A 24,956-nucleotide genomic window follows, 5' to 3' on the forward strand; every position below is an offset into this window, starting at 1 on the left:
CTTTCCTCGCATTTCTTTATAAAAAACACCCTTTCTAACTTAGAAAGGGTGTAAGAAAACAAGCTTCGTCTATAACGCGCTTTTCACACACCCTTAGAAACCTCTCTGGATTTCAATTAAAAGGCGTTCTATGAAATTTTTCGTGCTGACGTTTGTTGAACGTTTTCTACTTCTTTTATCTTCTCTTTCGGCAGAACTAGATTCAGCAGAACTCCCATGATAGCAGACAGTGCCATGCTATCAATCTTTACATGTTCTGAGATATCTAAGTGTGCTCCTCCGATTCCTAACACTAAGATAATCGAAGCAATCATTAAGTTTCGTTTTGATCCAAGGTCTACCTTTGCATCCACCATCATGCGCAAGCCTGATGAAGCAATGATTCCGAATAAGAGAATTGAAATCCCGCCCATGACCGGCGTTGGTATACTTGAAATAAGAGCGTTGATTTTGCCGACAAACCCGAACAAAATTGCGAAGACTGCTGCTCCTGCTATCACAAATACGCTAAGCACCTTTGTGATGGCTAACACTCCGATGTTCTCACCGTATGTTGTATTTGGCGGTCCGCCGATCAGCGCAGCAAGCATAGTGGCTACTCCGTCTCCTAAAATCGATCTGTGCAGCCCTGGCTTTTCAATATAGTTTCGATCCACAATCTTATTTAAGACAAGAATGTGTCCGATATGTTCTGAAAGTGTGACGACTGCTACAGGTACCATGATAAGCACAATCCCCAGTGAAATGGACGGCGTGTATGTGACAAACGGCACGTAGAAATGAGGTACTTCAATCCACTCTGCTTTCACTACCTTTGAAAAGTCTACTAATCCTTGTGTATAAGCGAAGATGTATCCGCCGATAATTCCCATCAGTACCGGAATCAGGCTGATAATGTTTTTAAAGAAGATTGAGCAAGCAACTGTTATCGCTAGTGTCACAAGCGCAACCATCAGGTAAGTTAAGCTGTAATTTCCTTTTGCATCGTTCATAGCCATGCCTACTGCTGTATTAGCTAGTCCTAAGCCTATAACCATAATAACTGGTCCTACTACAACCGGAGGAAGCAGCTTCATAATCCAATTGATTCCTGTTCCTTTTATAATCAAAGCAACGATTCCATAAACAAGTCCGGCTAAGAAACAGCCAACCATTGTTTCTTCAGGTCCAAACGAAGCTTTTGCAAAAATGATTGGCGTGATGAACGCGAACGATGAACCAAGATAAGAAGGAATTTGACCTCTTGTAATGAGCAGGAAAGCAAGTGTTCCTACCCCGCTTGAAATCAAAGCAATTGCCGGGCTGAACCCGACTAGGAACGGCACTAACACCGTCGACCCAAACATTGCAAACAAATGCTGCAGACTCAATGTTAACCAATTTACTGCTTTTGGTTTATCATGTATATCAAGTACAAAATCTCGTTGTTGACTCATATGCTTTTCCTCCTATCACTATTAAAAAACCTCTTTACGCAGAGGCAAAGAGGTTTTCAGCATACAGGGAAGACGCTATACCGCAGTATAGTTTTCCTTGTATAGTGACCCCCCTTTTGCAGCCTCACGGGACTACCATTTAAAAGGGTATATAATTTATTTTTCGTAAATAGACACGTGGTCTTTTTCATCTACTTCCATTAAATGCACCGCAATTTTTTCACTTTTAGCTGTCGGTACGTTTTTGCCAACATAGTCTGCTCGAATCGGCAGCTCGCGGTGCCCTCTATCCACTAAAACAGCCAGCTGAATGAGTTCAGGTCGGCCGATATCAATTAGTGCATCAAGTGCTGCTCGAACCGTACGGCCCGTATATAACACATCATCTACTAAGATGACGTTCTTATTTGCAATATCTGTCGGAATATCTGATCCTTTTACGAGAGGCTCATCATTGCTTGTCACTTTTGATAAATCATCTCGGTAAAGCGTGATGTTGAGTTCTCCGACTGGCAGTGTATTTCCTTCAATTTGTGCAATTCGTTCTGCTAAACGTTTTGCGATATAAATACCTCGCGTTTTAATCCCCACTAGCACACAATTTTCGATTCCTTTATTCTTTTCAATAATCTCATGTGCAATTCGAGTTAAAGCGCGGCGAATAGCCTGCTCGTCAAGTACGGTAGCTTTTACGTTCACTGTTTTTCACCTCAAGTTGTTGACATAAAAAAATCCTCTTGCCTTGAGGCAAGAGGATTTGGTTTTAGACATATTTCTTCAAAAAGGCTATAAGTATGCCTTTTCTGCACCGTTTCCTTCTCAGCCTCTCTGGACTGTTCTTAAAGGTTCTTATTAAGTTAATACAAGTATGCCATCACTTATGGCAGTTGTCAACTTCTTTTTTCAATAAGCTCTAGCATCTCATTAAACTCTTTTGGAGCCGGCGCTTCAAATTCCATATATTCATTTGTACGAGGGTGAATAAAGCCTAATACACCTGCATGAAGCGCTTGTCCGTCAATCGGAAGCGTTTTTTTCGGTCCATATTTCGGATCTCCAGCAAGCGGAAAGCCAATATACTTCATATGAACGCGTATTTGGTGTGTTCGTCCCGTTTCTAGCTTACATTCAACAAGTGAAAAATCTTTAAAACGCTGTAATACAGTAAAATGTGTCACTGCATCACGACTGTTTTCATCAGTGACCGTCATGCTTTGACGATCTTGCTTATCTCGGCCGATTGGCGCATCAATTGTACCGTGATCGTGCGCAATTACTCCGTGAACGATAGCTTTGTAGCGACGCGTCACTGTTTTAGCTACAAGCTGACTAACTAGTGATTCATGAGCTAAATCATTTTTTGCAACCATAAGTAAACCGGATGTATCTTTATCAATTCGATGAACGATACCAGGGCGCATAACGCCGTTAATACCGGATAAATCTTTACAGTGAGCCATTAGGCCGTTTACAAGCGTGCCGCTATGATGACCAGGAGCTGGATGTACAACCATGCCGCGAGGTTTATTTACAACAAGCACATCTTGATCTTCATAATAAATATCTAAATCCATTTCTTCCGCTACTACATCTAGCTCTTCTAGTTCCGGCACTTCAATAATAACAGCGTCTCCTGTTTTACATTTGTAGTTTCCTTTAACGGTTTTATCGTTCACTTTTGCGTGACCTTCTTTAATCCACTGCTGCACCTGTGAACGTGACCATTCTGCATTTACAGTCGAAAGTACTTTATCAATACGTTCTCCCGCTTGTTCTTCATTTATAACTGTTTCAATTACATTCATTCTTTGTGCTCCTTCTTCATTTTCCCTTCAAACAGCGTCATAATAAACATGATGATTACTCCGACGACAAGTGCCGAATCAGCTACGTTAAAAATCGGAAAATCATACGTAAAGATGTATGTATTTACGAAATCAACTACTTCTTTACGGACCACTCGATCAATAAAGTTTCCAATGGCGCCGCCTAACATTAATGCTAGCGCAATACCGAACCATTTATCTTGTTTTTTGAGCTTTTGAATATAAATTATTAAACCGACTACCACAACCACCGTAATGAGATAAAAGAACCACATCTGTCCTTGTAAAATCCCCCACGCGGCTCCTCTGTTACGATGAGAGGTAATGTAAAGAAAGTTTTCAATCACGGTGATGCTTTGTCCATAATACATTTCTTTTACAATCATCCATTTTGTTACCTGATCAATAAGTATAACAGCTAAAGCGATAAGATAATAAAACACAAACGTTTTCCTCCCGCAATAAAATCAAACGAATCCATACTAAAGCATTTTAGCACATAATTCATTTTTTTTCTCGCTTCTCACCATAAAACAAATAAATCTTCGTTTGTGCGGGCCGTCGGCATTACTTTTAATTTATGAATAGACATCACTTCGCCAGTTAGTTCATCAATTCCGAACGCACCAACGTCAAGCTTTGCTAACGCGTGTTCTACATCTTTTAAATCTGCTTTAATCATTTCTATTACATAACGTTCCTTTTCATCTATATAACCAGATTGTTCTGTAGCATATCTCACTAGGCGATCTTGTAATTCTTCTTTAATAAGAGCTAATTCCTGTCCAATGGAAAGATAATTTTCATACATGCAAACGCCTCCTGTGCTGATAAGATGAAGTATTAATGATGTTAGGTTTACCGAGTTTTCCATTGAATCTACAACACAAGTTTTTCCTAAGGCTTTAAATGCTTTATACCATTGTATTTGGGAATTTCGTACAGCAAAAAACACGCCCAAAAAGGACGTGTTTTTGTTCATTACTGCTGAACGTAGTGATTTTTCACAACATCCGCACAGCGTGTACATAAAGTCGGGTGATCTTGATCTTCGCCAACTGTTGGTGATACAACCCAGCAGCGCTCACACTTCTCACCTTCTGCTTTACTTACAACAATTGAAGCATAGCTGAATTTTTGTGCTTCAGCAGGTGCTTCACCTTCTGCTACTTCAAGATCTGAAACGATGAAGAGTTGACCTACATTTTCAGAAATAGATGCTAACAGCTCTTTTGTATCTGCTGTTGGATACAGCGTTAATTTCGCTTCTAAAGACTTACCGATTACTTTTTCATTACGAGCCTGTTCTAGCGCTTTTAATACTTCATCACGAAGCTCCATGAACGCATCCCATTTCTCTACTAATTGATCTGCTCCTTCAATTTCTTGAACCTCTGGCATATCAACTAGCTGCACGCTTTCTTCCTTTACATTTGGAATGTGAACCCATACTTCGTCTGCTGTATGAGAAAGAATTGGAGACACTAATTTCGTTAACGATAATAACGTTTCATAAAGGACCGTTTGAATGCTGCGACGCTCTACATTATTTTCTGCTTCGATGTACAATACATCTTTTGCGAAGTCTAAGTAGAATGAACTCATATCAATTGTACAGAAATTATGCACTGCGTGATAAATGCTTGAGAATTCATATGAATCATAAGATTTTTGCACTTTATCAATTAATTTGTTCAGCTTCACAAGCATGTAGCGGTCTACTTCACGAAGGTCTTCAACGGCTACAGCGTCAGTTGTTGGATTAAAGTCCGCTAAGTTTCCTAGTAAGAAACGGAACGTGTTGCGGATTTTACGATATACTTCTGCTACTTGTTTTAAAATGTTATCAGATACACGAACATCAGCTTGGTAATCTACAGAAGCTACCCATAAACGTAAAATATCTGCACCTAGTTGTTTCATTACTTTTTCTGGAATTACAACGTTTCCTAATGACTTACTCATTTTGCGACCTTCACCGTCTAAAGCAAATCCGTGGCTAAGTACCCCTTTATAAGGTGCTTCACCCGTTACAGCTACACTTGTAGAAAGACTTGAATTAAACCAGCCGCGGTATTGGTCAGAACCTTCTAAATACAAATCAGCCGGACGCTGTAAGTCTTCACGCTCTTCAAGAACAGCTTGATGTGAAGAGCCAGAGTCAAACCATACGTCCATGATGTCTGTTTCTTTTGTGAAGCGGCCATTTGGGCTTCCTTCATGAGTAAAGCCTTCTGGAAGCAAGTCTTTTGCTTCACGCTCAAACCATACGTTTGATCCATGCTCTCTAAATAGATTTGATACGTGTTCAATTGTTTCGTCCGTAATGATGGGCTCATCATTTTCAGCATAAAATACCGGAATCGGCACGCCCCATGCACGTTGACGAGAAATACACCAGTCTCCGCGGTCACGCACCATGTTATAAAGTCGCGTTTCACCCCAAGTAGGCACCCATTCTGTTTTTTCTACTGCTTTTAATAAATCTTCACGGAAATCTTTAATAGACGCAAACCACTGTGCTGTTGCACGGAAAATTGTTGGTTTCTTTGTGCGCCAGTCATGTGGATATGAGTGGGTAATGAAACTTAATTTTAACAGCGCGCCTTCTTCTTCTAGTTTGTCTGTAATCGGCTTATTCGCTTTATCATAGAATAACCCTTCAAATCCTGGTGCTTCATTCGTCATATGACCCTTACTATCAACTGGACAAAGAACTTCCAAACCGTATTTTTGACCAACGATAAAGTCGTCTTCCCCGTGTCCCGGTGCTGTATGAACACATCCAGTACCAGCATCCGTTGTTACGTGATCGCCAAGAACAACTAAAGAATCGCGCTTGTAGATTGGATGTTCAGCTACCACGCGTTCAAGTTCTGAACCTTTTACTGTACGAAGCGTCTTATATTCAGCCCATTCAATTTCTTTAGCAACTGTTTCAATCAGTTCAGTTGCCACTACATATTTTGCTCCGTCTGCTTCAACTACGCTGTACTGAAGCTCAGGATTGACAGCAATCCCTTGGTTAGCTGGCATTGTCCATGGTGTTGTCGTCCAAATGATGAATTTTTCATCTTGTTCAAGCACACCTTTACCATCTTTTACGTTAAACGCTACGTAAATAGAAGCTGAACGCTTATCATAGTATTCAATTTCCGCTTCTGCTAAAGCAGATTCACTTGAAGGGGACCAGTACACAGGTTTTAACCCTTTGTAGATGTAGCCTTTTTTCGCCATGTCACCAAACACTTTGATTTGCTGCGCTTCGTACTGCGGCTGAAGCGTTACATATGGATTATCCCAATCTCCGCGTACGCCTAAACGCTTGAACTGCTCACGCTGGCCGTTTACTTGTTCCCAAGCATACTGTTCGCAAAGCTTACGGAACTCAGCTACCGTCATTTCTTTGCGGTTTACTTTTTTATTTTTTGTTAAAGCTGTTTCAATTGGCAAACCGTGTGTATCCCAGCCTGGTACATAAGGTGCGCAGAAGCCTGACATTGACTTATAGCGAACGATAAAATCTTTTAAAATTTTATTTAAGGCATGTCCCATGTGAATATCGCCATTCGCATATGGAGGTCCGTCATGCAGGACAAATAGCGGACGACCTTCCGTACGTTTTTGCACTTTTTTATAAATATTCATTTCAGCCCACTGTTCTTGCATTTTAGGCTCGCGGTTCGGTAAATTTCCACGCATCGGAAATTCAGTTTTTGGCATCAATAATGTATCTTTATATTCCATGTTTTACCCTCCAAAAAAAAAAACGTAAATTTCATATCTTTTTGTACCATAACAAAAAGACCTCCTCATCCCAAAAAGGGACGAGAAGGTCTCCCGCGGTACCACCCTAGTAGATTTGCTGCACGCAAATCCTCTTTGCATTCGTAACGTGAATAAACCGCCACTGCTTACTATCATCATTTCAGCAATGGTACTCTAGGGTGATTTTCACTTTTTTGTTTGTTATCGAGCTCGCACCATCCTCGATTCGCTTTGACAAACTAAAAAAGCTACTCTCCCTGTCTCCGTACTGTTTGATATGAAATTTCATCTGTTACCAAATTATATGACAACAAAACGTGAGAAGTCAAGATGATGTCTCGACTAGTCAATTTTTTCTTCTAGCGCTGGCATCTCATAATCCATCAACTGATCCCAGTCATCGCTGTTTAACATTTCAAGCTGTGCTTCGATTAACATTTTGAAACGAGTTCTAAATACTTTAGACTGCTTTTTCGTCTCCTCAATGTCCATCGCAATTTTACGAGACTTAGACAGTGCTTCATTAATAATACGGTCCGCATTTTTTTCTGCTTCTTTTATAATGAGCTTCGCTTCTTTTTCAGCGTTTCGCTTTACATCTTCCGCTGCTTCTTGAGCAATTAAAATTGATTTATTTAACGTTTCTTCGATGTTAGTAAAATGTCCAAGACGATCTGTTAATTCAGATACTCTTCCTTCTAACTCCTTTTTATCACGCATTACCAGCTCATAGTCTTTAATTACTTGGTCAAGAAACTCATTTACTTCATCTTCATCATATCCGCGAAACCCGCGATTAAACTCTTTGTTATGAATATCCAAAGGGGTTAAAGGCATCTAGGCCACCTCCGTGTTGTCTCATTACATCATTAGTAATGGTTTATTCGACATATTTTTAAAATTTCCTGCTAGTAGATTTCTTTATTTCTGCTTTCCTACAACAATTCGCCATTTTTCTTTTTTAGTTTTGCCTTCAAGTGAAAGGATACGACTTCTGCCGTGGCCACGAAGCGACAAAATATCACCTTCATGACATTCAAAAGACGGCTGTTCAATGACTTTAAAATTTACTTTTACCGCTCCATTTGCAATAAACGGCTGGACTTTTTGTCTTGATAAATTGTGAATAGTCGATAGCAAAACATCAAGCCTCATTGAAGAAACTGTATAAACGTGTTCAATCAGCTCTTCTTTTACCACATGCAGCTGCTCTCTTTGAATAGAAGAAAGTGAAACTTTGGCTTTTCCAATTGATGTTAAATTCATCTCAATATAGGAAGAAATTTCCTCTGCAACTACAAGCTGAATATCGTCTCCCGCGACCAAAATATCTCCAAATTTTGAACGGCGCAGTCCTAAAGACATCGCCGAACCAAGAACTTGAGGATGTTCAATCGTCACAAACTTTTTAGGATAATTCAATTCGTACATATGCAACTGAAAATCTTCGCTTTCAGGCACATAGTAATCCGGATATAGCAGCGCACGCTTGCGTTCAGCAAACGGTTGTCCACCATCAAATGAAACTTGAACCTCTCCTTCAGTCCCGACAATAGCCGTCACAATCTGCTGCTCTCTTGGATCTAAAAAGTCCGTTAATTTTGGGCTGTATTGATGTAGGACATCTTCTTTCCACTGAAGAACTTGATCAATAAACCCATGTTCTTCTTGCCTAAAATGTTCATAAATAGACATATTATTACTCCTACTATTGGTATGTAAAAAAGGAATCCAGCGATTCCTTTTTTAAATAAACCCCATCACATTATTAAGTGAATACACGCCTCTTTCCGCAAATCGTAGTAAAAAGATTGCAACAAGAGGTGAAATATCAATCATGCCAATAGGCGGAATGATTTTACGAAAAGGCTCTAAGTAAGGTTCACAAATGCTGCCAAGCAGCTGGCCAAACTTAGATGCTCTTACATCGGGTACCCAAGACATCAAAATGTAAATAATCAGTGCCCATGAGTAAAGCCCAATCAATTTTGCGAGAATCCCAAAAACGATGTCCAAAAACTACCACCTCTTTACGTTTGTTGTATCGTGTTCTCCCATCATATCTGAAATGCTTCCGCTTACGTCTACATTATCAGGTGTACATAAAAAGATGTCGGTTCCAATTTTTTGAATGTCCCCGCCTAAAGCATAAACTGTACCACTTAAAAAGTCGACAATTCTCACTGCTTGATCTCGTTGAATGCGCTGTAAATTAACAACTACGACTTTACGATTTTTTAAATGATCCGTAATTTCTTGTGCTTCGGCATAGACGCGCGGTTCGCAAAGCATCATTTTTGATGATTTTTGAACGCTTTGCAAGCTAATCACATTTTGCTGCTGATTCGGCTGCTGACTAGCTTTCACTGCTGGTCTCGACTGCTGTACAGGCTCTTCTACCGACTCTTCTTGTTCGTAATGTTCTTCTACATATTCAGTATCGTCATCAAGAGCAAAGAAACTTCTAAAGCGATTTTTCATACTCATCTTGAATTACACCTCCTTAACGTTCATTCCCAACTAACGTGGTTCCTAGTCGAATGAATGTTGCTCCTTCTTCAATTGCAATTGCATAATCGTTTGACATTCCCATTGATAGCTCCGTACACGGTGCATATGGCAAATTTAGTTCTTGTATACGACTCTGCAATTTTTTTAGACCTTGAAAACAGCTGCGAAGCGCGGGCTCATCATCTGTGTGAGGAGCCATGGTCATTAATCCAACCACTTGAATATTTGTAAATTCTTCAAGGGATTTAATAAATGGAATTACGTCTTCTACAGCAAGGCCATGCTTGGATTGTTCTTCGGCAACATTAACTTGTACAAAACATTTTATACGATGTCCTGCACGTTTATCAATTTCTTTTGCTAAAGATAATCGGTCTAGTGAATGAATATAGTCAACTTTATCAATCACATTTTTTACTTTTCTTGTTTGTAAGCTTCCGATAAAATGCCAGGTCGCTTTCTCACCAATTGATTCATACTTTTCTAGAAGACCTTCATCCCTGTTTTCTCCGAGATGTAAAATGCCCGCATCCACTGCTTCTGCTGCTCGTTTTGTGGAAACGTATTTTGTTACAGCAATCAGCTCTACATCTTCTCGATTTCGATTAACTTTTTTACACGCTTCAGCAATTGTTTGTTGAACTGCTTCTAGATTTTCACTTACGCTAGCTGTCACTATGTAATTACTCCTCCTTAAAGCCTATGAAGTTAAACATGCGTCCTGTTTTCCCTTGGTCGCGGCGATGTGAGAAGAACAGGTCATCTTCACAGCTTGTACAATACGACGATGTTAAAATTCGTTCCGGCAATACGCCTGCGTTTTGAATCAGCAGCTTATTGACTTTTTTTAAATTAAGCGCGTATTGTCCAGGGCTTACTTCTTGATATCCATTTTGGCCCACTACTTCGTTTACTTGTGTAATGACGCGGTTATCGACAACATAACAGCAATCTTCAATCGAAGGGCCAATCGCCACGTAAATATCTTCAACCGGAACATTTTCTTGTTCTACCCAACGTCGAATCATATTTCCTGCAATATCTTTCACTGTTCCCTTCCATCCGGCATGAGCTAGACCAACTAAATGGTGATCAGGCGCATAGAAGTACAGCGGAACACAATCTGCATAACATAAAGCTAACAAAATATCAGATTCATTTGTATAAATGCCATCCGTTGCTTTTATGCCCTCTTCATACTTGTAGAGTCCTTTTGCACAGTCGGCTTTTGTTACTTTTTGAACAGTTGCTTCATGTACTTGTTCAGCACATACAAAGCTTTCAAAAGACATGTCTAGTTCGGCTGCTAAAATTTTTCTATTTGCAATAACATCTTCTACGTTATCGTTTACGTGAAGCCCTAGGTTAAAAGAAGCAAATGGAGGTTTACTCACGCCACCATTTTTTGTGGTGAAACCAACAACAAGCATATCATTCTTTTCTACCCAAGGGCTCAGCCACATAAACGACTCGTGATGGCTTTTTTTTAATGGCTCAGGATTCATGTATGTGACACATCCCTTGTTTCATTTGTTCTCACATATTGTACCACAGATTGCTAGGTGCTGTTGACAAAAAACTAATTCTCTTCAGGCTGAAATGCGTCTTTATAACGTACTAAAATGACATCAGAACCAATTTTCACAATATTTTTCCACGGAATCACAATTTCATCATCTTTTCCAAAGAAACCTAATACACGAGAGCCTCCGATAATGACGGCCTGTATTTTTCCCGTTGTTAAGTCAATATCAATATCCCCTACATTTCCAAGTTTTTTTCCATCAGCTACATTCACTACATCTTTCAGCTGAAATTCTGAAATCTTTAACATGATCTCTCCTCCTATAGCCAACTTTATTCCTTAGCCTATATATATTTTCAAATTTTCATTTCATGAAGGAAAAGCTTATTTTTTCTCTGCCATTCTCGTTCTATAGGCATTTTGTTCACTAATTACACATCTTTTCATCAAGAGACATTCTCAACGAGTAGCTAGAATTCCTCACAGCAATAGGAAATCTGATATAAATATCTTTTGATCATGTATTCATTTATACATACAAAATAAGCACCGTGTCCGTTTTTATAGACACGATGCTTATTAAGTTGAACATCAAATAAAGTGAATGGTATTGATTGTATGAACACGAGCAGCTGCCAGTTTAGAGAGCTTTTGTTAACTTTGAATATTTTTATTCATCTGTTTAATAGCAGCTTTTTCCAAACGAGAAACCTGCGCTTGAGAAATACCAATTTCTTCAGCAACTTCCATCTGTGTTTTACCTTGGAAGAAGCGCTTTCGTAAAATTAGTTTTTCTCGCTCGTTCAATCTTCTCATACCTTCTTGCAAAGCAATTTCTTCAATCCAAGTTGAATCACGGTTGCGTTCATCGCTTAGCTGATCCATGACATAGATTGGGTCTCCACCATCATTGTAAATAGGTTCAAATAGAGAAACCGGATCTTGGATAGCATCTAAAGCAAACACAATTTCTTCATGCGGTACTTCTAGGACTTTTGAAATTTCCTCAGCTGTAGGTTCCTTGGATGTTTCACTCATAAGCCTTTCACGAACTTGAAGAGCTTTATAAGCAATATCACGAAGGGAACGAGAAACACGGATTGGATTATTGTCACGTAAATAGCGGCGAATTTCCCCTATAATCATTGGGACAGCATATGTAGAAAACTTCACGTTTTGACTTAAATCAAAATTGTCAATGGATTTCATTAATCCAATACATCCAACCTGAAATAAGTCGTCAACAAATTCTCCACGATTGTTAAAACGTTGGATCACGCTGAGTACGAGACGTAAATTTCCGCTTACTAGCTTTTCTCTTGCTGTTCCATCTCCAGCCTGCATTTGTTTAAACAACTTTCGCATTTCTTCATTTTTTAATACGGGAAGTTTCGAAGTATCTACTCCACAAATTTCTACTTTATTTCTTGTCAACTCTTTCCCTCCTAACAGGAGATGATGTTCTGAATTCAGTATCTCCTCAGAAGGAAAAAATATGCACTTTTACAATTCTGACAATTCCACGCCAAAAAAGCTGATTGTATAAGATGCTTCTCAGCCCTTATACAATCAGCTTTTTTACTTAAACCATTTTATTAAATTCTTTTCGCAGCCGTTTAATAATTCGTTTTTCGAGCCTTGAAATATAAGACTGAGAAATGCCTAGCATATCTGCTACATCTTTTTGCGTTTTTTCTTCTCCGCCGGCTAGCCCAAAGCGCAGCTCCATAATTTGCTTTTCCCGATCATTTAATTGGTGCAGTGCTTTCAGCAAAAGTTTTCGATCTACATTCGCTTCTAGGTCTTTTGTGATGATATCTTCTTCGGTTCCCATCACGTCAGATAATAACAGTTCGTTTCCATCCCAATCAATATTTAACGGCTCATCAAATGAAACTTCAGATCGAATTTTATTGTTGCGGCGCAAATACATTAAAATTTCATTTTCAATACAGCGAGAGGCGTACGTCGCTAGCTTAATTTTCTTTTCAGGATTAAACGTGTTTACTGCTTTAATTAAACCGATGGTACCAATGCTAATTAAATCCTCAATATTGATTCCCGTATTTTCAAACTTGCGGGCAATATAAACAACAAGTCGCAAATTACGCTCAATCAACAGTGAACGTGCTGCTTCATCTCCTGATGGAAGTTTTTTCAAGAGCACTTCTTCTTCATCTTTTGTTAAAGGTGGTGGAAGAGCTTCACTTCCTCCTATATAGTACACTTCATCTGTTTTTAGCTTAAGTTTAATTAATAATTTGTACCACCATAATTGAAATCGAATTCGATATGTAGCCATTCTGTATCCTCCTTTATTTGTTCACACCTTTTACGATGCGGAACTTACTTCTCCAATAACGATAAGCTTCGGATGAACAATACATTCATATTGCTTCTCCACTGAAAGCGTTGTATGACTAATACCTACTAATACTTTAGTGACTTCAATCGTGTTGGACTGATGTACCAGCCTTACCATATCTGGCTTTAGAGCAAGCAGCAGCTGATTGGCTTGGCCTACGCTTCGATAAGGGACAAAGCGGACTTTTGAATACCACTCTTGATCAATATCTTCGCTGTGTGAAAAGGATTGGACATTTTTGCTTAATTCCATTAAGCCTTCAGGCAATATTTCTTTTAAAGAATCTGCTGTAACAATCATAACCGGGGTTTTCGTCAGCGGATCCACAAGCTGATTCCCACTATCAATAAGTCCTTTCATCGACAGCGTCTGTTCGTTTAAAATAACTTCTACATCTACCAGCTGATCAAATGTAATATTTTTCATTCGCAAATCATCAACTCGTGCTTTTGAAAAATAAGATAATAGCGGAAAACCAATAAGAACAAATATCCAGCTAATAGGATCACCAAACTGTGGAGATTTCGTATCAACCATTTGATTAAGAACAAGGAACTGATCTTGAAATAAAAAGTGAACGCCCATTAACCCTCCACCCACAACAAAGGTTGCAAAATAAAACGTTAATAAATTCTCAAAGAAAAAGCGCAGTCGTTTATAACCAAACGCCATCAATACCATAAAAAACGAGAATAAAATTTTAATAGCAGGATGAACCATAAGATGAGAAAAAGGTGTAAACATAAGAAGGACAATCAATGAACCGATAAAGCCGCCAAGCAAAAGCCGCCACCACTTGTAATTCCGTTTAAGTACAACAGCACATAACATTAGTAGGATCGTATCTAACCCAAAATTCAGCATCCATATTAAATCTAAATAGATTGGCAATGTTTATAACCTCTCCATTCTTTCTGAATTTTTCTGTTAAAAATTAGTATATAGTACATCCTATTAGAAAGTCTGTCAGTTCATGCCGAGAAACAAGCAGTATTTTTGAGGAAATCATTCGATATTTGTCACACCATTTTTAGAAAGAAAACACAAACCCTTTGAAGGCGTCATATTGACCATGTCGAATGTTTTTTATACTCTTTTTGAGTTTTCTAGATTCATTGCATAAAAAAAGACCTCTGTATAAAACAGAGGTCTTGGCTTTTTATTTTCTTAGCGTCTACGATTACGGTTTCGTAAGAATGTTGGAATATCTAGCGCATCTTCAGACTGTGGCTGAGATGGACGCGTATATTCTTGCTGTACAGGTTCTTCACGCTTTACTTCACGCTTCGGCTGTGGAGCCGGTTGCTGTGTCGATTGCTGCATGCGATTCGCCGATAACGAAGGGCGACCTGGTTTTGGCTGTGATAAATCTTGGTCACTAAAGCCAGTTGCAATAACTGTAACAACAATCTCGTCTTTTAGGTTTTCGTTAATAACAGATCCAAAGATCATGTTCACTTCTTGGTCAGAAGCCGAAGCAACGATATCTGCAGCTTCTTGTACTTCGTAAAGACTTAGGTTTGTACCGCCTGTGATATTCATTAACACACCTTGAGCTCCATCGATAGATGTTTCAAGAAGTGGACTTGAAATAGCTTTTTTAGCTGCTTCAGCAGCGCGGTTTTCACCAGTCGCAATACCGATACCCATAAGTGCAGATCCTTTGTTAGACATAATTGTTTTCACGTCAGCGAAGTCTAAGTTAATTAATCCAGGAACTGCGATTAAATCTGAAATACCTTGCACACCTTGTCGTAATACGTTATCCGCTTCACGGAACGCTTCTAGCATTGGCGTGTTTTTATCAACGATTTCTAATAAGCGATCATTTGGAATAACAATCAGCGTATCCACTGCTTCTTTCATTGACGCAATACCGCCTGCCGCTTGAGTAGAACGCTTACGGCCTTCAAACGTAAACGGACGAGTAACAACACCTACCGTTAGTGCTCCTAGCTCACGAGCAATTTGGGCAATGACTGGAGCTGCACCAGTTCCAGTTCCTCCACCCATACCAGCTGTTACGAAAACCATGTCTGCACCTTTTAGTGCTTCTTGGATTTGTTCCTTACTTTCTTCAGCAGCTTTTTTACCAACTTCCGGATTAGCACCTGCACCTAATCCTCTTGTTAATTTAGCGCCGATTTGCATTTTTGTTTCAGCTTTTGATAAATTTAATGCTTGTGCATCTGTATTAACTGCAATAAATTCTACACCTTGGACGCCATGTTCAATCATTCGGTTAACCGCGTTGTTACCGCCGCCTCCGACACCGATTACTTTAATCGTCGCTAATTGGTCTACACTTGTATCAAACTCCAACATGATAGTTCCTCCTAATTCTTCGAAATTACCAATCCGTAACGTTAATCAAAGAAGTATCCAAAAAACTTCTTCATTAAATTTTGGTCATTTTTCTTTTTCGGCTGCTCAGCTGATTGTTGCGGCTGCTGTGGTTTCGGGCTAGGTTTGATCATTTCTTGCTCAATCGGCTCTTCTTCCACAACTGGCGCTCCAATTTCCCGGCCTTGTATTTTAGCATTTTTGTATGCAAATTTTATTAATCCTACGCCTGTTGTATAATGCGGCTCACGTACTCCAATATAATCAGGCACTGCTATGCGCACGTTATTCTTTAAAATTACTTGAGCTAGCTCAAGAATACCAGGCATCGCTACTACTCCGCCTGTTAAAACAAATCCTCCTGGAATATCTTTGTATCCTAGGCGATTTACCTCCTGCGTAATCATATCTAAAATCTCTTCTAATCTAGCTTCAATAATATCAGAGATTTCGAGCTGATTAAACTGCTGATGCTGATCGCTTCCAATGATCGGTACACTAAATACTTCTTCTTCAGAAGCATGATCGTAGAAAGCATGTCCATGCTTTATCTTAATATTTTCCGCATCTTCAGTCGATGTGCGAAGGCCAATCGATAAATCTTTGGTAATGTGCTCTCCGCCAACAGCTAGTACATTTGTTACTTTCAAATGTCCTTGGTCAAAGATCGCAACCGTTGTTGAACCCCCACCGATATCTACCAGTGCGACACCTAAGTTTTTTTCATCACGAGATAATGCAATTGAACCAGCGGCTAGAGGCTGTAAACAAATATCACTGATTTCTAAACCAGCTCTTTCTACACAGCGTAATAAGTTATGTAAAACCGTTCTAGATCCCGTTATGATTGTGCCTTCCATTTCTAAACGTACCCCAATCATACCTCTAGGATCGTTAATACCTTCTAAGCCATCTACAATAAATTGCTTTGGAATAACATCAATGATTTCACGATCTGGCGGGATAGACATGACTTGAGCAGCATCAATTACTCGATGAATATCTTCGTTTGTAATTTCACGATTTTCGCTTGACACGGCTACTACTCCGTGACAATCCTGTAAAAATACATGATTTCCGCTTATGCCCACTACAACCTTTTTAATTGTAATGCCTACCATTCGTTCAGCTTGTTCTACTGCTTTTCTAATAGATTGAACTGTTGCATCTATATCAACGATAGAACCTTTTTTTAGTCCGTGTGATTTAACATTCCCTACACCAATGATATTCAATGAATCGTTACTCATCTCTCCGATGATTACTTTCACACTGGATGTACCGATGTCTAAACTAACGTATATTTCATTGCTGTTCATTCTTTGGCACCTCCTTTTTCTTTCTGCACATGTCATCTTAATAAATTAAGAAGAACAACAATATTAATTTTTTATTATATGAAAATATTCAACAAATACATCTGTTTCCCTTTTGTAAAATCAATTTTTTTCAAGTTTTTCACAGACTTTATCTCTTTCAAAGAACAAAACGTTCTGGTTTTGACTTTTTTTTAGATTTAAGCCTAAAATTCACTGAAAAAAGCTATTTAACTACAAGTCTACACTAAGATGTACACTGAGAAAAGCGAAACTTACCTAGAACAAATATTACATTTCCATTTCACAGCACCGGAGAAGAAAATCATATGTATGCAGAATACTTGCATGTGATTATACAATGTACAAGGGCTAGTTTGCCAGTCTCAACTCATCTATTTCCTTTAATTAACACTTATAAAAAATAATTACTGCTTGCTCTTTTTATAAGGTTTAAATGCATATCCTTCTTCTAAATCAATAATACCTTTTTGATCATCACTCAATTTACTTGCAATAGCTGGGTAATGAACAATTTTATCAGAGAAGTTGCTAATTTTCCCGCTTACTTCACGCGTATCATTCATAAACACCTCGATGTGAAGAGGTTCTGATTTTGTCGGCGCATAGTAAATCTCAGAAATAGCCCCTTTTATGCTCTTAGGCGTTTTAGCTAATTCTTGAACCATGCTTTGTATAGCGTCTCCGTCTTTCCAGTCAATTAGCAACGGAGCGTCGGATGACACTTTCTTAGCACTTACTTCTTTTAAAACTTTTCCATTTTCATTCACAGGGAAATATTTATTCCCCGAGGTTACATATGCAATTCTTGCGTACTCTTTTACGTCGATTACGACCTTATTAGGAAATGTTTTGTGAATGACAGCTTCCTTTACCTCAGGGTTTTTTTCGACTTTTTCTTGAATTTGATCAGCATCAGCTTTCCAGTAGCTGGTTTTTTTGGACAGACCACTCGCTTTGACAATATCCTTATCACTTACATGTTTATTCCCTTGTACTTCAATGTTAGAAACATTACTCAGAGAAGATTGAGAATATACAATAAATAAAATAAGGATGAAAAAGAGTGATAAATACAAAATAAGCCGTCTATTTGCTTTTTGCTTTCGCTGTTCTTGGAGCTTCGGTACCCGATCTTCTAAAACAATTAACTTACCTTTTTCCATTTTTTTCACCCTTATCCATTTGAGAAAATAAACGAAGAATTACCATCTATTTATTTCCAATCTTTGCTTCATGAGAATATCCCCATTATAGCATAGAATAAACACATAAAAGCTACCTTTTCACGCATAACCATACAGCGACGGGCTGAGTAATTAGCGGCCGATAATCTCAACTTCTGTATGAATATCAATATCGAATTTCTCTTTAATTGTTTTCTTAACATGAGCAATTAAATTCAGCACGTCTGAAGCCGTTGCATCTCCTGTATTGACAATGAAGTTCGCATGCTGCTCACTAATTTGCGCACCGCCTACTGAAAAACCTTTTAAGTTGGACTTTTCAATTAAGTCTCCTGCATAATTTGGTAGCGGATTTCTAAAGATACTTCCTGCACAAGGGAAATTCCAAGGCTGTGTTTCGCGGCGATAGTCTTTATTTTTCTGCATGACCGCCACAATATCATCTTTCGTTCCCTTTTTCAAACGCAGCACGGCTTCTACACATACTCCAGGACGGTCTTTTTGTAGAATTGAATGACGATACGAAAATTGAAGCTCTTCATTTGTCAGCCACTCAAGAGTGCCATCTTCAAATAAAATCAGCGCTTTTTCGACTACATGAGACATATCAGAACCATGGGCACCTGCATTCATATAAACAGCGCCTCCCACAGATCCAGGAATTCCACTTGAAAACTCCAGTCCAGACAGACCTTGTTTTGTAATAACTGTTGCAAGCTTGATGCTAGGGTATCCCCCACCTACAGTAACCGTCTCTCCATCTACTGTTAAATCATCTAATCCGGCTCCGAGCTTAATGACCACACCTTCAATTCCCTTATCAGAAACAAGAAGATTAGATCCTCGACCAATCGCTCTCCATTTCACGCCATGTTTTTTAATAATATCCATTGTAACTTTTAAGTGATCAACAGAATCAGGTTCTACAAGCACATCTGCTGGACCACCAATTTTCATTGTTGTATGTTTTGCTAGCGGTTCATTTTCACGAACCTTTCCAATATTCGCTTCGACTAACTCTTTTACTAACGCTTCCATAAGAACCTCCTAAAACCCTCTTTGCTGTTATAAAACTTTCATGTCAATGCGCCCTTACTTCTAATGCATAAGAATAATAAGAACAGATTCATAACTAAGCAGCAGCACCTTGTAAGATACTTTTTTTCTACGAAGGCACTCTATTCTGTTGTCAATTTCATCATTTTTATTTATCGTATGACATTCACCCATAGAATGTACGTTCATCTGCTATATAAAGTAATTTTGATTGTTTTTTTATCGTTTTTCATTTAGAAGTTAAACACATGCTGACAGTCATAAAAAAACGCTACGCTCATAAGTGCACATACGTTCACTTACTCACTAAGATAAAACATTTAACCTTACACATCATACCATAGTTGGACCCAAAATTGGTTATCACAACATTACATTTTAAAAACATTTCATACAAAAATATCATCTACCTGTAAAAAATCGAAAATAAACCGCCAACAAAATCCGGCGTGCACTTGGATTTAAGATGACGGTTTACTTCAGTAGACCATTGCCTACTTGACATTATACAATTTTTTTCAATTAATAGCGAGAATATCTACTAACATTTAACAAAACTCCAACTGCTGCCAGCATGAGCGTCAGCGATGATCCGCCATAACTTAAGAATGGAAGCGTAATTCCCGTAACAGGCATAAGACCTGTTACCACGCCTATATTAATCATGACTTGAATCGCAACCATTGAAATAATTCCCAAGGCTAAAAACGTTCCGTAAAGATCAGGTGCTCCGAGCGCTACTTTAATTCCTCTCCAAAGCAATAAGCTAAACAAAAGCAGAACAAGTGTTCCTCCGATGAAACCAAGCTCTTCTGCTAGAATAGCAAAAATAAAATCAGTTTGAGGCTCCGGCAGATAAAAGAACTTTTGTCTACTTTGCCCTAACCCTAATCCAAGCAATCCCCCCGGCCCAATTGCATAAAGAGATTGAATGATTTGAAACCCGCTTCCAAGCGGATCTTCCCAAGGATTTAAAAACGAGGTGATGCGTTTAATCCGATAAGGAGCCGATAAAACAAGCCCTACAAAACCGGCAACGCCAAGTAATCCAAGCCCTGCAAAGTGACTGACTTTGGCTCCTGAAACAAAAATCATAACTAAACAAGTTCCAACAAGCACCGTTCCGGTTCCTAAATCCGGCTGCATCATAATAATGCCAAACGGTAAGAAAACCAGTAATAATGCCGGTAACATTCCTTTTCTAAAGGATGTAATTTTCTTCTGGTTTTCTGATAAATATTTCGCTAAAAATATAATCATAGCAAACTTCATAAATTCTGAAGGCTGAATCGAAAACGCTCCAACTCCTATCCAACTTTGCGACCCATTCCGTACTAGCCCTACTCCCGGAATCAATACAAGTACCAGCATAACAAAGCAAATGATTACAATTGGCTTTGCCCACGTACGCCACATCCAATAATCAATATTCATGATGACAAACATCGCGCATACTCCAAGCCCTGCAAATAAGAGCTGGCGTTTAGCAAAGAAAAAAGAATCATTAAACTTGTATGTAGCCCATACCGCACTTGCGCTGTATACCATGATAAGGCCGATGGTTAGCAAGGAAAGCGTAACGATTATGAGAAAAAAATCTGGGGTAGACCTTTTTGTCGACACTGTCACACACCTCTAAAAATAGATTAGGGCTAGTGTATTTTCTAGGTGTTTAGACAAGCCCTTATTTCAGTTTATGCACAGATTCAATAAAGATGTCACCACGTTCTTCAAAAGTTTTAAATTGATCCCAGCTTGCACAAGCAGGAGATAATAAAATAACATCTTCTTCATCTGAACAAGCATATGCTTCTGAAACTGCTTGTTTAACATTATCGACACGTTTTACAATTTGTATTCCCGCTTCTTTTGCTACGCGTTCAATTTTAGGAGCCGTTTCACCAAACGTAATAACAGCTTTCACATTTTTAAACTCTTCTTTTAAATCATCAAACTCATTGCCGCGATCGAGTCCACCTGCAAGTAGAATCGTCGGCTGCGAAAAAGCGGAAAGAGCTACTTTTGTAGCAAGCATATTCGTAGCTTTAGAGTCATTATAAAACTTACGTTTGTTGATTGTCGTGACATATTGAACGCGATGTTTAACACCAGCAAACGTTGTGAGCACGCGGTAGATAGCTTCATTTGAACAGCCGTACAGCTTCACAACGGATACAGCTGCTAAAATGTTTTCTTGATTATGTCTGCCTGGCAGCACCACATCTTTTAAGGACATCACTTCTTCATCTTTAAAGAAAATCGTTTCGTTTTTAATATACGCTCCTTCTGTCGTTTGAGCTGTAACAGAAAAAGGTACTTTTGTCGCTTTAACATTTGCACTAGCTTTCATCACTAGCTCATCATCCGCATTAATAACGGCAAAGTCTTCACTTGTTTGATTGTTAAAGAGATTTGCTTTCGCTTTGATATATTCCTCTTTTGTACCATGATAGTCTAAGTGAGCATCAAACAAATTCAATAATAAAGAGATTTTCGGACGGAATTTTTCAATTCCCATCAGCTGAAAAGAAGAAAGCTCCGTTACAATTACATTGTCCTTTGTTGCTTTTTGCGCCACTTCACAAGCTACTGTTCCAATATTTCCAGCAATCAACGGCTGCTTTTGATCTTCTTCTAACATTTTATAAATTAGCGTTGTTGTTGTTGTCTTCCCATTGCTTCCCGTAATTCCGATAAAAGGAGCTTCGCTAATTTCATAAGCCAATTCTACCTCTGTTAAAATCGGAATACTTCGCTTTAATGCTTCTTGCAATAGAACATTTGAATACGGAATCCCAGGGTTTTTTACAATAACATCCGCTTTGTCTAAAAGCTCAAGCGGATGATGTCCACAGACAACTTCAATGCCCGTTTTTTCTAATTCCTGTGCTGCTACGTTCTCTTCGTACGGTTTTTGATCATTAACGACTACTTTAGCACCAAGCTGTTTAACTAACTGAGCGGCTGCTAAACCGCTCTTGGCTAATCCTAAAATAAGTACTTGTTTACCTTGATACGTATTGACTGATTTCATTTAAATCCACACCTCGATATAAATTCCAAGCATTGCAAATAATAGTCCTACAGCCCAAAAAGTCATAACTACGCGCCATTCCGACCAGCCGCTTAGCTCGTAATGGTGATGAAGCGGGCTCATTTTAAACACACGTTTTCCTGTTGTTTTGAAAGATGCGACTTGAATAATAACAGATAGTGTTTCAATAACAAACACACCACCGATAATAACAAGCAAGAATTCCATTTTCATTAAGACAGCCACCGTAGCGATAGCTCCTCCTAGCGCTAAAGAACCCGTATCTCCCATAAATACTTTTGCAGGATGGGCATTAAAAACTAAAAATCCTAACACAGCTCCTACTACAGCAACTGAGAAAATAGATAGTTCAAACTGTTCTGCATTCCAAGCAAGAACTGCAAATGCACCAAAAGCAATCGCACTTGTACCAGATACAAGTCCATCTAATCCATCCGTTAAGTTAACCGCGTTTGAAAAACCAACAAGCCAGATGATGAGGAAAACAACATAAAACCAACCTAAATCGATTGGGTCTTTAATTCCAGGAATCGTCACTTCAGTTGAAAACTCAAACTGTCTTGCAATAAAGTAAAAAATAATTGAAATGACAACCTGACCTAAAAACTTTTGTTTAGATGTTAATCCAAGGTTACGCTTTAACACTACTTTTATAAAATCATCTAAAAATCCTAACAAACCAAATCCGATTGTGACAAATAATAATAGAAACGTCTTATATGTAAGTTCTGCATATTGATTGACCATAATAAGAGTTGCCACAATAATAGATAATAAAATCATGATACCGCCCATTGTAGGTGTACCTGATTTTTTCTGGTGAGATTTCGGGCCTTCATCACGAATACTTTGACCAAACTTTAATCTTCTTAAGAAGGGAATAAAAATCGGCGACAATACAACCGTAATCAAAAAGGCTACGCCGATTGTCAATAAAATTGATTGTTCTAGCACGATGTCCCCTCCTTAACTTCCAACTCATTCCGACTCATTTTGTTCTCTACCCATTTCATTACTACTTTCGCTCCTCAATCATTTTGCGTGCTACTTCTCGATCGTCAAAATCGAATACTTTCTTACCAATAATTTGATAGGTCTCGTGCCCTTTTCCAGCAATGACAATAACATCATCTGCATGCGCTGTTTCCACTGCATAGCGAATAGCTTCTGCACGATCAGCAATCGTCACATAGTTATCTGTATCCAAACCTTCTTCCATATCTTTCAAAATAGCCAATGGATCTTCACTTCGTGGATTATCAGATGTCAAAATAGCTTGTGTACTGTATTCAGCTGCAATCCGAGCCATGATTGGTCGTTTTGTACGATCTCGATCTCCGCCACAACCAACAATAACATATATATTGCGTTTTGCGAATTCTTTTACAGTTTTTAACACGTTCTCTAAGCTGTCCGGCGTGTGGGCATAATCAACGATAACCGTAAAATCTTGCTCCGCATCAACCACTTCAAAACGCCCAGACACGCCTTCTAACACTTTTATTTCCTCGACAATAACTGACAGAGGAATACCTGATACTAAACATGAAGCCGTAGCCGCTAATACGTTGTAGACGCTGAATTTCCCAATAAGCTTCATTTCTACACGAACCGTTTCTGTCGGTGTTGTCAAGTCGAACGTTGTGCCGCTGTTTGTAATTTGAATATTTGTTGCACGAATATCACTGTCACGGTCAATGCCATAGGTAATCACTGTAGCAGCCGTGTTCTTAATATATTCCTCAGTTGCCGCATCATCAGCATTCAGAACGGCAAATTTAGGACGATTATGGTTATAAGCGTTTCCTAACTGTGCAAATAGCAACCCTTTCGCACGACGATAATCTTCCATTGTATGATGATAGTCCAGATGATCTTGCGTTAAGTTACTAAATACCGCCACGTCAAAGTCGCACCCGTGTACGCGTCCTAAGTCAAGCGCGTGAGATGATACTTCCATCATCGCTACTTCTACATTCTCCTCCACCATTTGGTGAAATGTTTTTTGGAGCGTCAGCGATTCAGGCGTGGTGTTTTTCACATCATAAGACGTATCACCAATACGAATTTCAATCGTTCCAATTAGACCCGTCTTTTTATGTTGTGATTTAAAGATATGCTCAATTAAATGTGTAATCGTTGTTTTTCCATTTGTGCCTGTTACACCAATTAAATGCATTTTTTGTGTGGGCTGATTGTAGAAAGCATCCGCTAGTACTGCCATTGCTCGTTTTGTACTCTTCACGCGTACAACAGGCACTTCTACATCCACGGGCTTTTCTGCTAAGATTGCTACTGCTCCTTTTTCCACAGCCATCTGTGCAAAGCTATGACCATCAACTGTATAGCCATCTATACAAATGAACAATGCTCCGGGCTTAACTTCTCTTGAATCCATTTCAATTGACGTAATATCAATATTCTGTTCAGGAAGCTGAACAAAATCATGTAAATGTGTTAGTAGTTCTCGTAAATCCATTCCTACCATGTCCTCTCTATTTGTAAAGTGAAACGTTTGTTATAAGACGCTATGGCAACTATTCTTCT

24 protein-coding genes and 1 other annotated feature are annotated in these 24,956 nt (G+C 38.9%); all 24 genes read right to left on the minus strand.

Going from position 1 to position 24,956, the window contains the following annotated elements; genetic code table 11:
- Window positions 1-128: 128 nt before the first annotated feature.
- Window positions 129-1,436 carry a uracil-xanthine permease family protein gene (locus tag ACO1DI_RS05920; RefSeq protein WP_014458388.1) on the minus strand — a complete coding sequence of 436 codons (1,308 nt, stop codon included), beginning with the start codon at window positions 1,434-1,436 and terminating at the stop codon, window positions 129-131.
- A 156-nt stretch (window positions 1,437-1,592) separates the two neighbouring features.
- Window positions 1,593-2,135, minus strand: a complete 543-nt coding sequence (pyrR, locus tag ACO1DI_RS05925) for a bifunctional pyr operon transcriptional regulator/uracil phosphoribosyltransferase PyrR (protein WP_423145163.1) — start codon at window positions 2,133-2,135, stop codon at window positions 1,593-1,595.
- Between the two features lie 191 nt (window positions 2,136-2,326).
- Window positions 2,327-3,241 carry an RluA family pseudouridine synthase gene (locus tag ACO1DI_RS05930; protein ID WP_014458386.1) on the minus strand — a complete coding sequence of 305 codons (915 nt, stop codon included), beginning with the start codon at window positions 3,239-3,241 and terminating at the stop codon, window positions 2,327-2,329.
- A complete protein-coding gene (lspA, locus tag ACO1DI_RS05935) occupies window positions 3,238-3,705 on the minus strand; it encodes a signal peptidase II (RefSeq protein WP_013084844.1) in 468 nt (155 codons plus the stop codon). The genes ACO1DI_RS05930 and lspA overlap by 4 nt, the downstream gene beginning before the upstream one ends.
- 80 nt (window positions 3,706-3,785) lie before the next feature.
- Window positions 3,786-4,073: a conjugal transfer protein TraR gene (locus ACO1DI_RS05940; protein WP_013058943.1), complete on the minus strand. Its 288-nt coding sequence runs from the start codon at window positions 4,071-4,073 to the stop codon at window positions 3,786-3,788.
- A 170-nt stretch (window positions 4,074-4,243) separates the two neighbouring features.
- Window positions 4,244-7,009, minus strand: coding sequence for an isoleucine--tRNA ligase (gene ileS / locus ACO1DI_RS05945; protein WP_423145164.1), 2,766 nt, complete (start codon window positions 7,007-7,009; stop codon window positions 4,244-4,246).
- 73 nt (window positions 7,010-7,082) lie between these two features.
- Window positions 7,083-7,303, minus strand: a binding site (T-box leader).
- Between the two features lie 69 nt (window positions 7,304-7,372).
- Window positions 7,373-7,867 carry a DivIVA domain-containing protein gene (locus tag ACO1DI_RS05950; protein ID WP_013058945.1) on the minus strand — a complete coding sequence of 165 codons (495 nt, stop codon included), beginning with the start codon at window positions 7,865-7,867 and terminating at the stop codon, window positions 7,373-7,375.
- An 84-nt stretch (window positions 7,868-7,951) separates the two neighbouring features.
- Window positions 7,952-8,725: an RNA-binding protein gene (locus tag ACO1DI_RS05955; protein WP_423145165.1), complete on the minus strand. Its 774-nt coding sequence runs from the start codon at window positions 8,723-8,725 to the stop codon at window positions 7,952-7,954.
- A 51-nt stretch (window positions 8,726-8,776) separates the two neighbouring features.
- Window positions 8,777-9,046, minus strand: coding sequence for a YggT family protein (locus ACO1DI_RS05960; RefSeq protein WP_028411469.1), 270 nt, complete (start codon window positions 9,044-9,046; stop codon window positions 8,777-8,779).
- Window positions 9,047-9,049: 3 nt separating this feature from the next.
- Window positions 9,050-9,517, minus strand: coding sequence for a cell division protein SepF (locus ACO1DI_RS05965; protein ID WP_014458381.1), 468 nt, complete (start codon window positions 9,515-9,517; stop codon window positions 9,050-9,052).
- 16 nt (window positions 9,518-9,533) lie between these two features.
- Entirely contained in the window at window positions 9,534-10,217 is a 684-nt protein-coding gene (locus ACO1DI_RS05970) for a YggS family pyridoxal phosphate-dependent enzyme (RefSeq protein WP_014458380.1), read from the minus strand.
- Window positions 10,218-10,224: 7 nt separating this feature from the next.
- Window positions 10,225-11,046, minus strand: coding sequence for a peptidoglycan editing factor PgeF (pgeF, locus tag ACO1DI_RS05975; RefSeq protein WP_423145166.1), 822 nt, complete (start codon window positions 11,044-11,046; stop codon window positions 10,225-10,227).
- Window positions 11,047-11,120: 74 nt separating this feature from the next.
- Window positions 11,121-11,375 (minus strand): YlmC/YmxH family sporulation protein, encoded by a 255-nt coding sequence (locus tag ACO1DI_RS05980; protein ID WP_013058951.1) that lies wholly within the window; start codon window positions 11,373-11,375, stop codon window positions 11,121-11,123.
- A gap of 345 nt (window positions 11,376-11,720) precedes the next feature.
- Window positions 11,721-12,500, minus strand: a complete 780-nt coding sequence (sigG, locus tag ACO1DI_RS05985) for an RNA polymerase sporulation sigma factor SigG (RefSeq protein ID WP_013058952.1) — start codon at window positions 12,498-12,500, stop codon at window positions 11,721-11,723.
- 148 nt (window positions 12,501-12,648) lie between these two features.
- The gene (gene sigE / locus ACO1DI_RS05990) at window positions 12,649-13,368 is read right to left on the minus strand and encodes an RNA polymerase sporulation sigma factor SigE (RefSeq protein WP_013058953.1); all 720 of its coding nucleotides are present in this window, start codon (window positions 13,366-13,368) and stop codon (window positions 12,649-12,651) included.
- A gap of 30 nt (window positions 13,369-13,398) precedes the next feature.
- Window positions 13,399-14,322 (minus strand): sigma-E processing peptidase SpoIIGA, encoded by a 924-nt coding sequence (gene spoIIGA, locus ACO1DI_RS05995; RefSeq protein ID WP_014458377.1) that lies wholly within the window; start codon window positions 14,320-14,322, stop codon window positions 13,399-13,401.
- Between the two features lie 276 nt (window positions 14,323-14,598).
- Complete coding sequence (gene ftsZ, locus ACO1DI_RS06000) at window positions 14,599-15,756, minus strand: cell division protein FtsZ (RefSeq protein WP_013058955.1); 1,158 nt, start codon at window positions 15,754-15,756, stop codon at window positions 14,599-14,601.
- Window positions 15,757-15,797: 41 nt separating this feature from the next.
- Window positions 15,798-17,093, minus strand: coding sequence for a cell division protein FtsA (ftsA, locus tag ACO1DI_RS06005; RefSeq protein WP_013058956.1), 1,296 nt, complete (start codon window positions 17,091-17,093; stop codon window positions 15,798-15,800).
- Between the two features lie 425 nt (window positions 17,094-17,518).
- Window positions 17,519-18,277, minus strand: coding sequence for a cell division protein FtsQ/DivIB (locus ACO1DI_RS06010; protein WP_016765445.1), 759 nt, complete (start codon window positions 18,275-18,277; stop codon window positions 17,519-17,521).
- A gap of 153 nt (window positions 18,278-18,430) precedes the next feature.
- A complete protein-coding gene (gene murB, locus ACO1DI_RS06015) occupies window positions 18,431-19,336 on the minus strand; it encodes a UDP-N-acetylmuramate dehydrogenase (RefSeq protein ID WP_013058958.1) in 906 nt (301 codons plus the stop codon).
- A 540-nt stretch (window positions 19,337-19,876) separates the two neighbouring features.
- Window positions 19,877-20,977, minus strand: a complete 1,101-nt coding sequence (spoVE, locus tag ACO1DI_RS06020; RefSeq protein WP_013058959.1) for a stage V sporulation protein E — start codon at window positions 20,975-20,977, stop codon at window positions 19,877-19,879.
- Window positions 20,978-21,038: 61 nt separating this feature from the next.
- Window positions 21,039-22,388, minus strand: a complete 1,350-nt coding sequence (murD, locus tag ACO1DI_RS06025; RefSeq protein ID WP_014458374.1) for a UDP-N-acetylmuramoyl-L-alanine--D-glutamate ligase — start codon at window positions 22,386-22,388, stop codon at window positions 21,039-21,041.
- Window positions 22,389-23,363: a phospho-N-acetylmuramoyl-pentapeptide-transferase gene (gene mraY, locus ACO1DI_RS06030; protein ID WP_013058961.1), complete on the minus strand. Its 975-nt coding sequence runs from the start codon at window positions 23,361-23,363 to the stop codon at window positions 22,389-22,391. It abuts the gene before it with no gap.
- 61 nt (window positions 23,364-23,424) lie between these two features.
- Complete coding sequence (locus ACO1DI_RS06035; protein WP_025750376.1) at window positions 23,425-24,888, minus strand: UDP-N-acetylmuramoyl-L-alanyl-D-glutamate--2,6-diaminopimelate ligase; 1,464 nt, start codon at window positions 24,886-24,888, stop codon at window positions 23,425-23,427.
- Window positions 24,889-24,956: the final 68 nt, after the last annotated feature.

The organism is Priestia sp. 40 (assembly GCF_049368575.1).
GTDB lineage: Bacteria > Bacillota > Bacilli > Bacillales > Bacillaceae_H > Priestia > Priestia zanthoxyli.

Coding starts and splice junctions, on each gene's coding strand:
- ACO1DI_RS05940 (WP_013058943.1), bottom strand. CDS start 4,073: ATGTATGAAAATTATCTTTCCATTGGACAGGAATTAGCTCTTATTAAA.
- ACO1DI_RS06035 (WP_025750376.1), bottom strand. CDS start 24,888: ATGGATTTACGAGAACTACTAACACATTTACATGATTTTGTTCAGCTT.
- ACO1DI_RS05950 (WP_013058945.1), bottom strand. CDS start 7,867: ATGCCTTTAACCCCTTTGGATATTCATAACAAAGAGTTTAATCGCGGG.
- pgeF (WP_423145166.1), bottom strand. CDS start 11,046: ATGAATCCTGAGCCATTAAAAAAAAGCCATCACGAGTCGTTTATGTGG.
- ileS (WP_423145164.1), bottom strand. CDS start 7,009: ATGGAATATAAAGATACATTATTGATGCCAAAAACTGAATTTCCGATG.
- ftsA (WP_013058956.1), bottom strand. CDS start 17,093: ATGAACAGCAATGAAATATACGTTAGTTTAGACATCGGTACATCCAGT.
- ACO1DI_RS05955 (WP_423145165.1), bottom strand. CDS start 8,725: ATGTCTATTTATGAACATTTTAGGCAAGAAGAACATGGGTTTATTGAT.
- murD (WP_014458374.1), bottom strand. CDS start 22,388: ATGAAATCAGTCAATACGTATCAAGGTAAACAAGTACTTATTTTAGGA.
- ACO1DI_RS05920 (WP_014458388.1), bottom strand. CDS start 1,436: ATGAGTCAACAACGAGATTTTGTACTTGATATACATGATAAACCAAAA.
- murB (WP_013058958.1), bottom strand. CDS start 19,336: ATGGAAGCGTTAGTAAAAGAGTTAGTCGAAGCGAATATTGGAAAGGTT.
- ftsZ (WP_013058955.1), bottom strand. CDS start 15,756: ATGTTGGAGTTTGATACAAGTGTAGACCAATTAGCGACGATTAAAGTA.
- ACO1DI_RS05980 (WP_013058951.1), bottom strand. CDS start 11,375: ATGTTAAAGATTTCAGAATTTCAGCTGAAAGATGTAGTGAATGTAGCT.
- sigE (WP_013058953.1), bottom strand. CDS start 13,368: ATGGCTACATATCGAATTCGATTTCAATTATGGTGGTACAAATTATTA.
- ACO1DI_RS05930 (WP_014458386.1), bottom strand. CDS start 3,241: ATGAATGTAATTGAAACAGTTATAAATGAAGAACAAGCGGGAGAACGT.
- ACO1DI_RS06010 (WP_016765445.1), bottom strand. CDS start 18,277: ATGGAAAAAGGTAAGTTAATTGTTTTAGAAGATCGGGTACCGAAGCTC.
- ACO1DI_RS05965 (WP_014458381.1), bottom strand. CDS start 9,517: ATGAGTATGAAAAATCGCTTTAGAAGTTTCTTTGCTCTTGATGACGAT.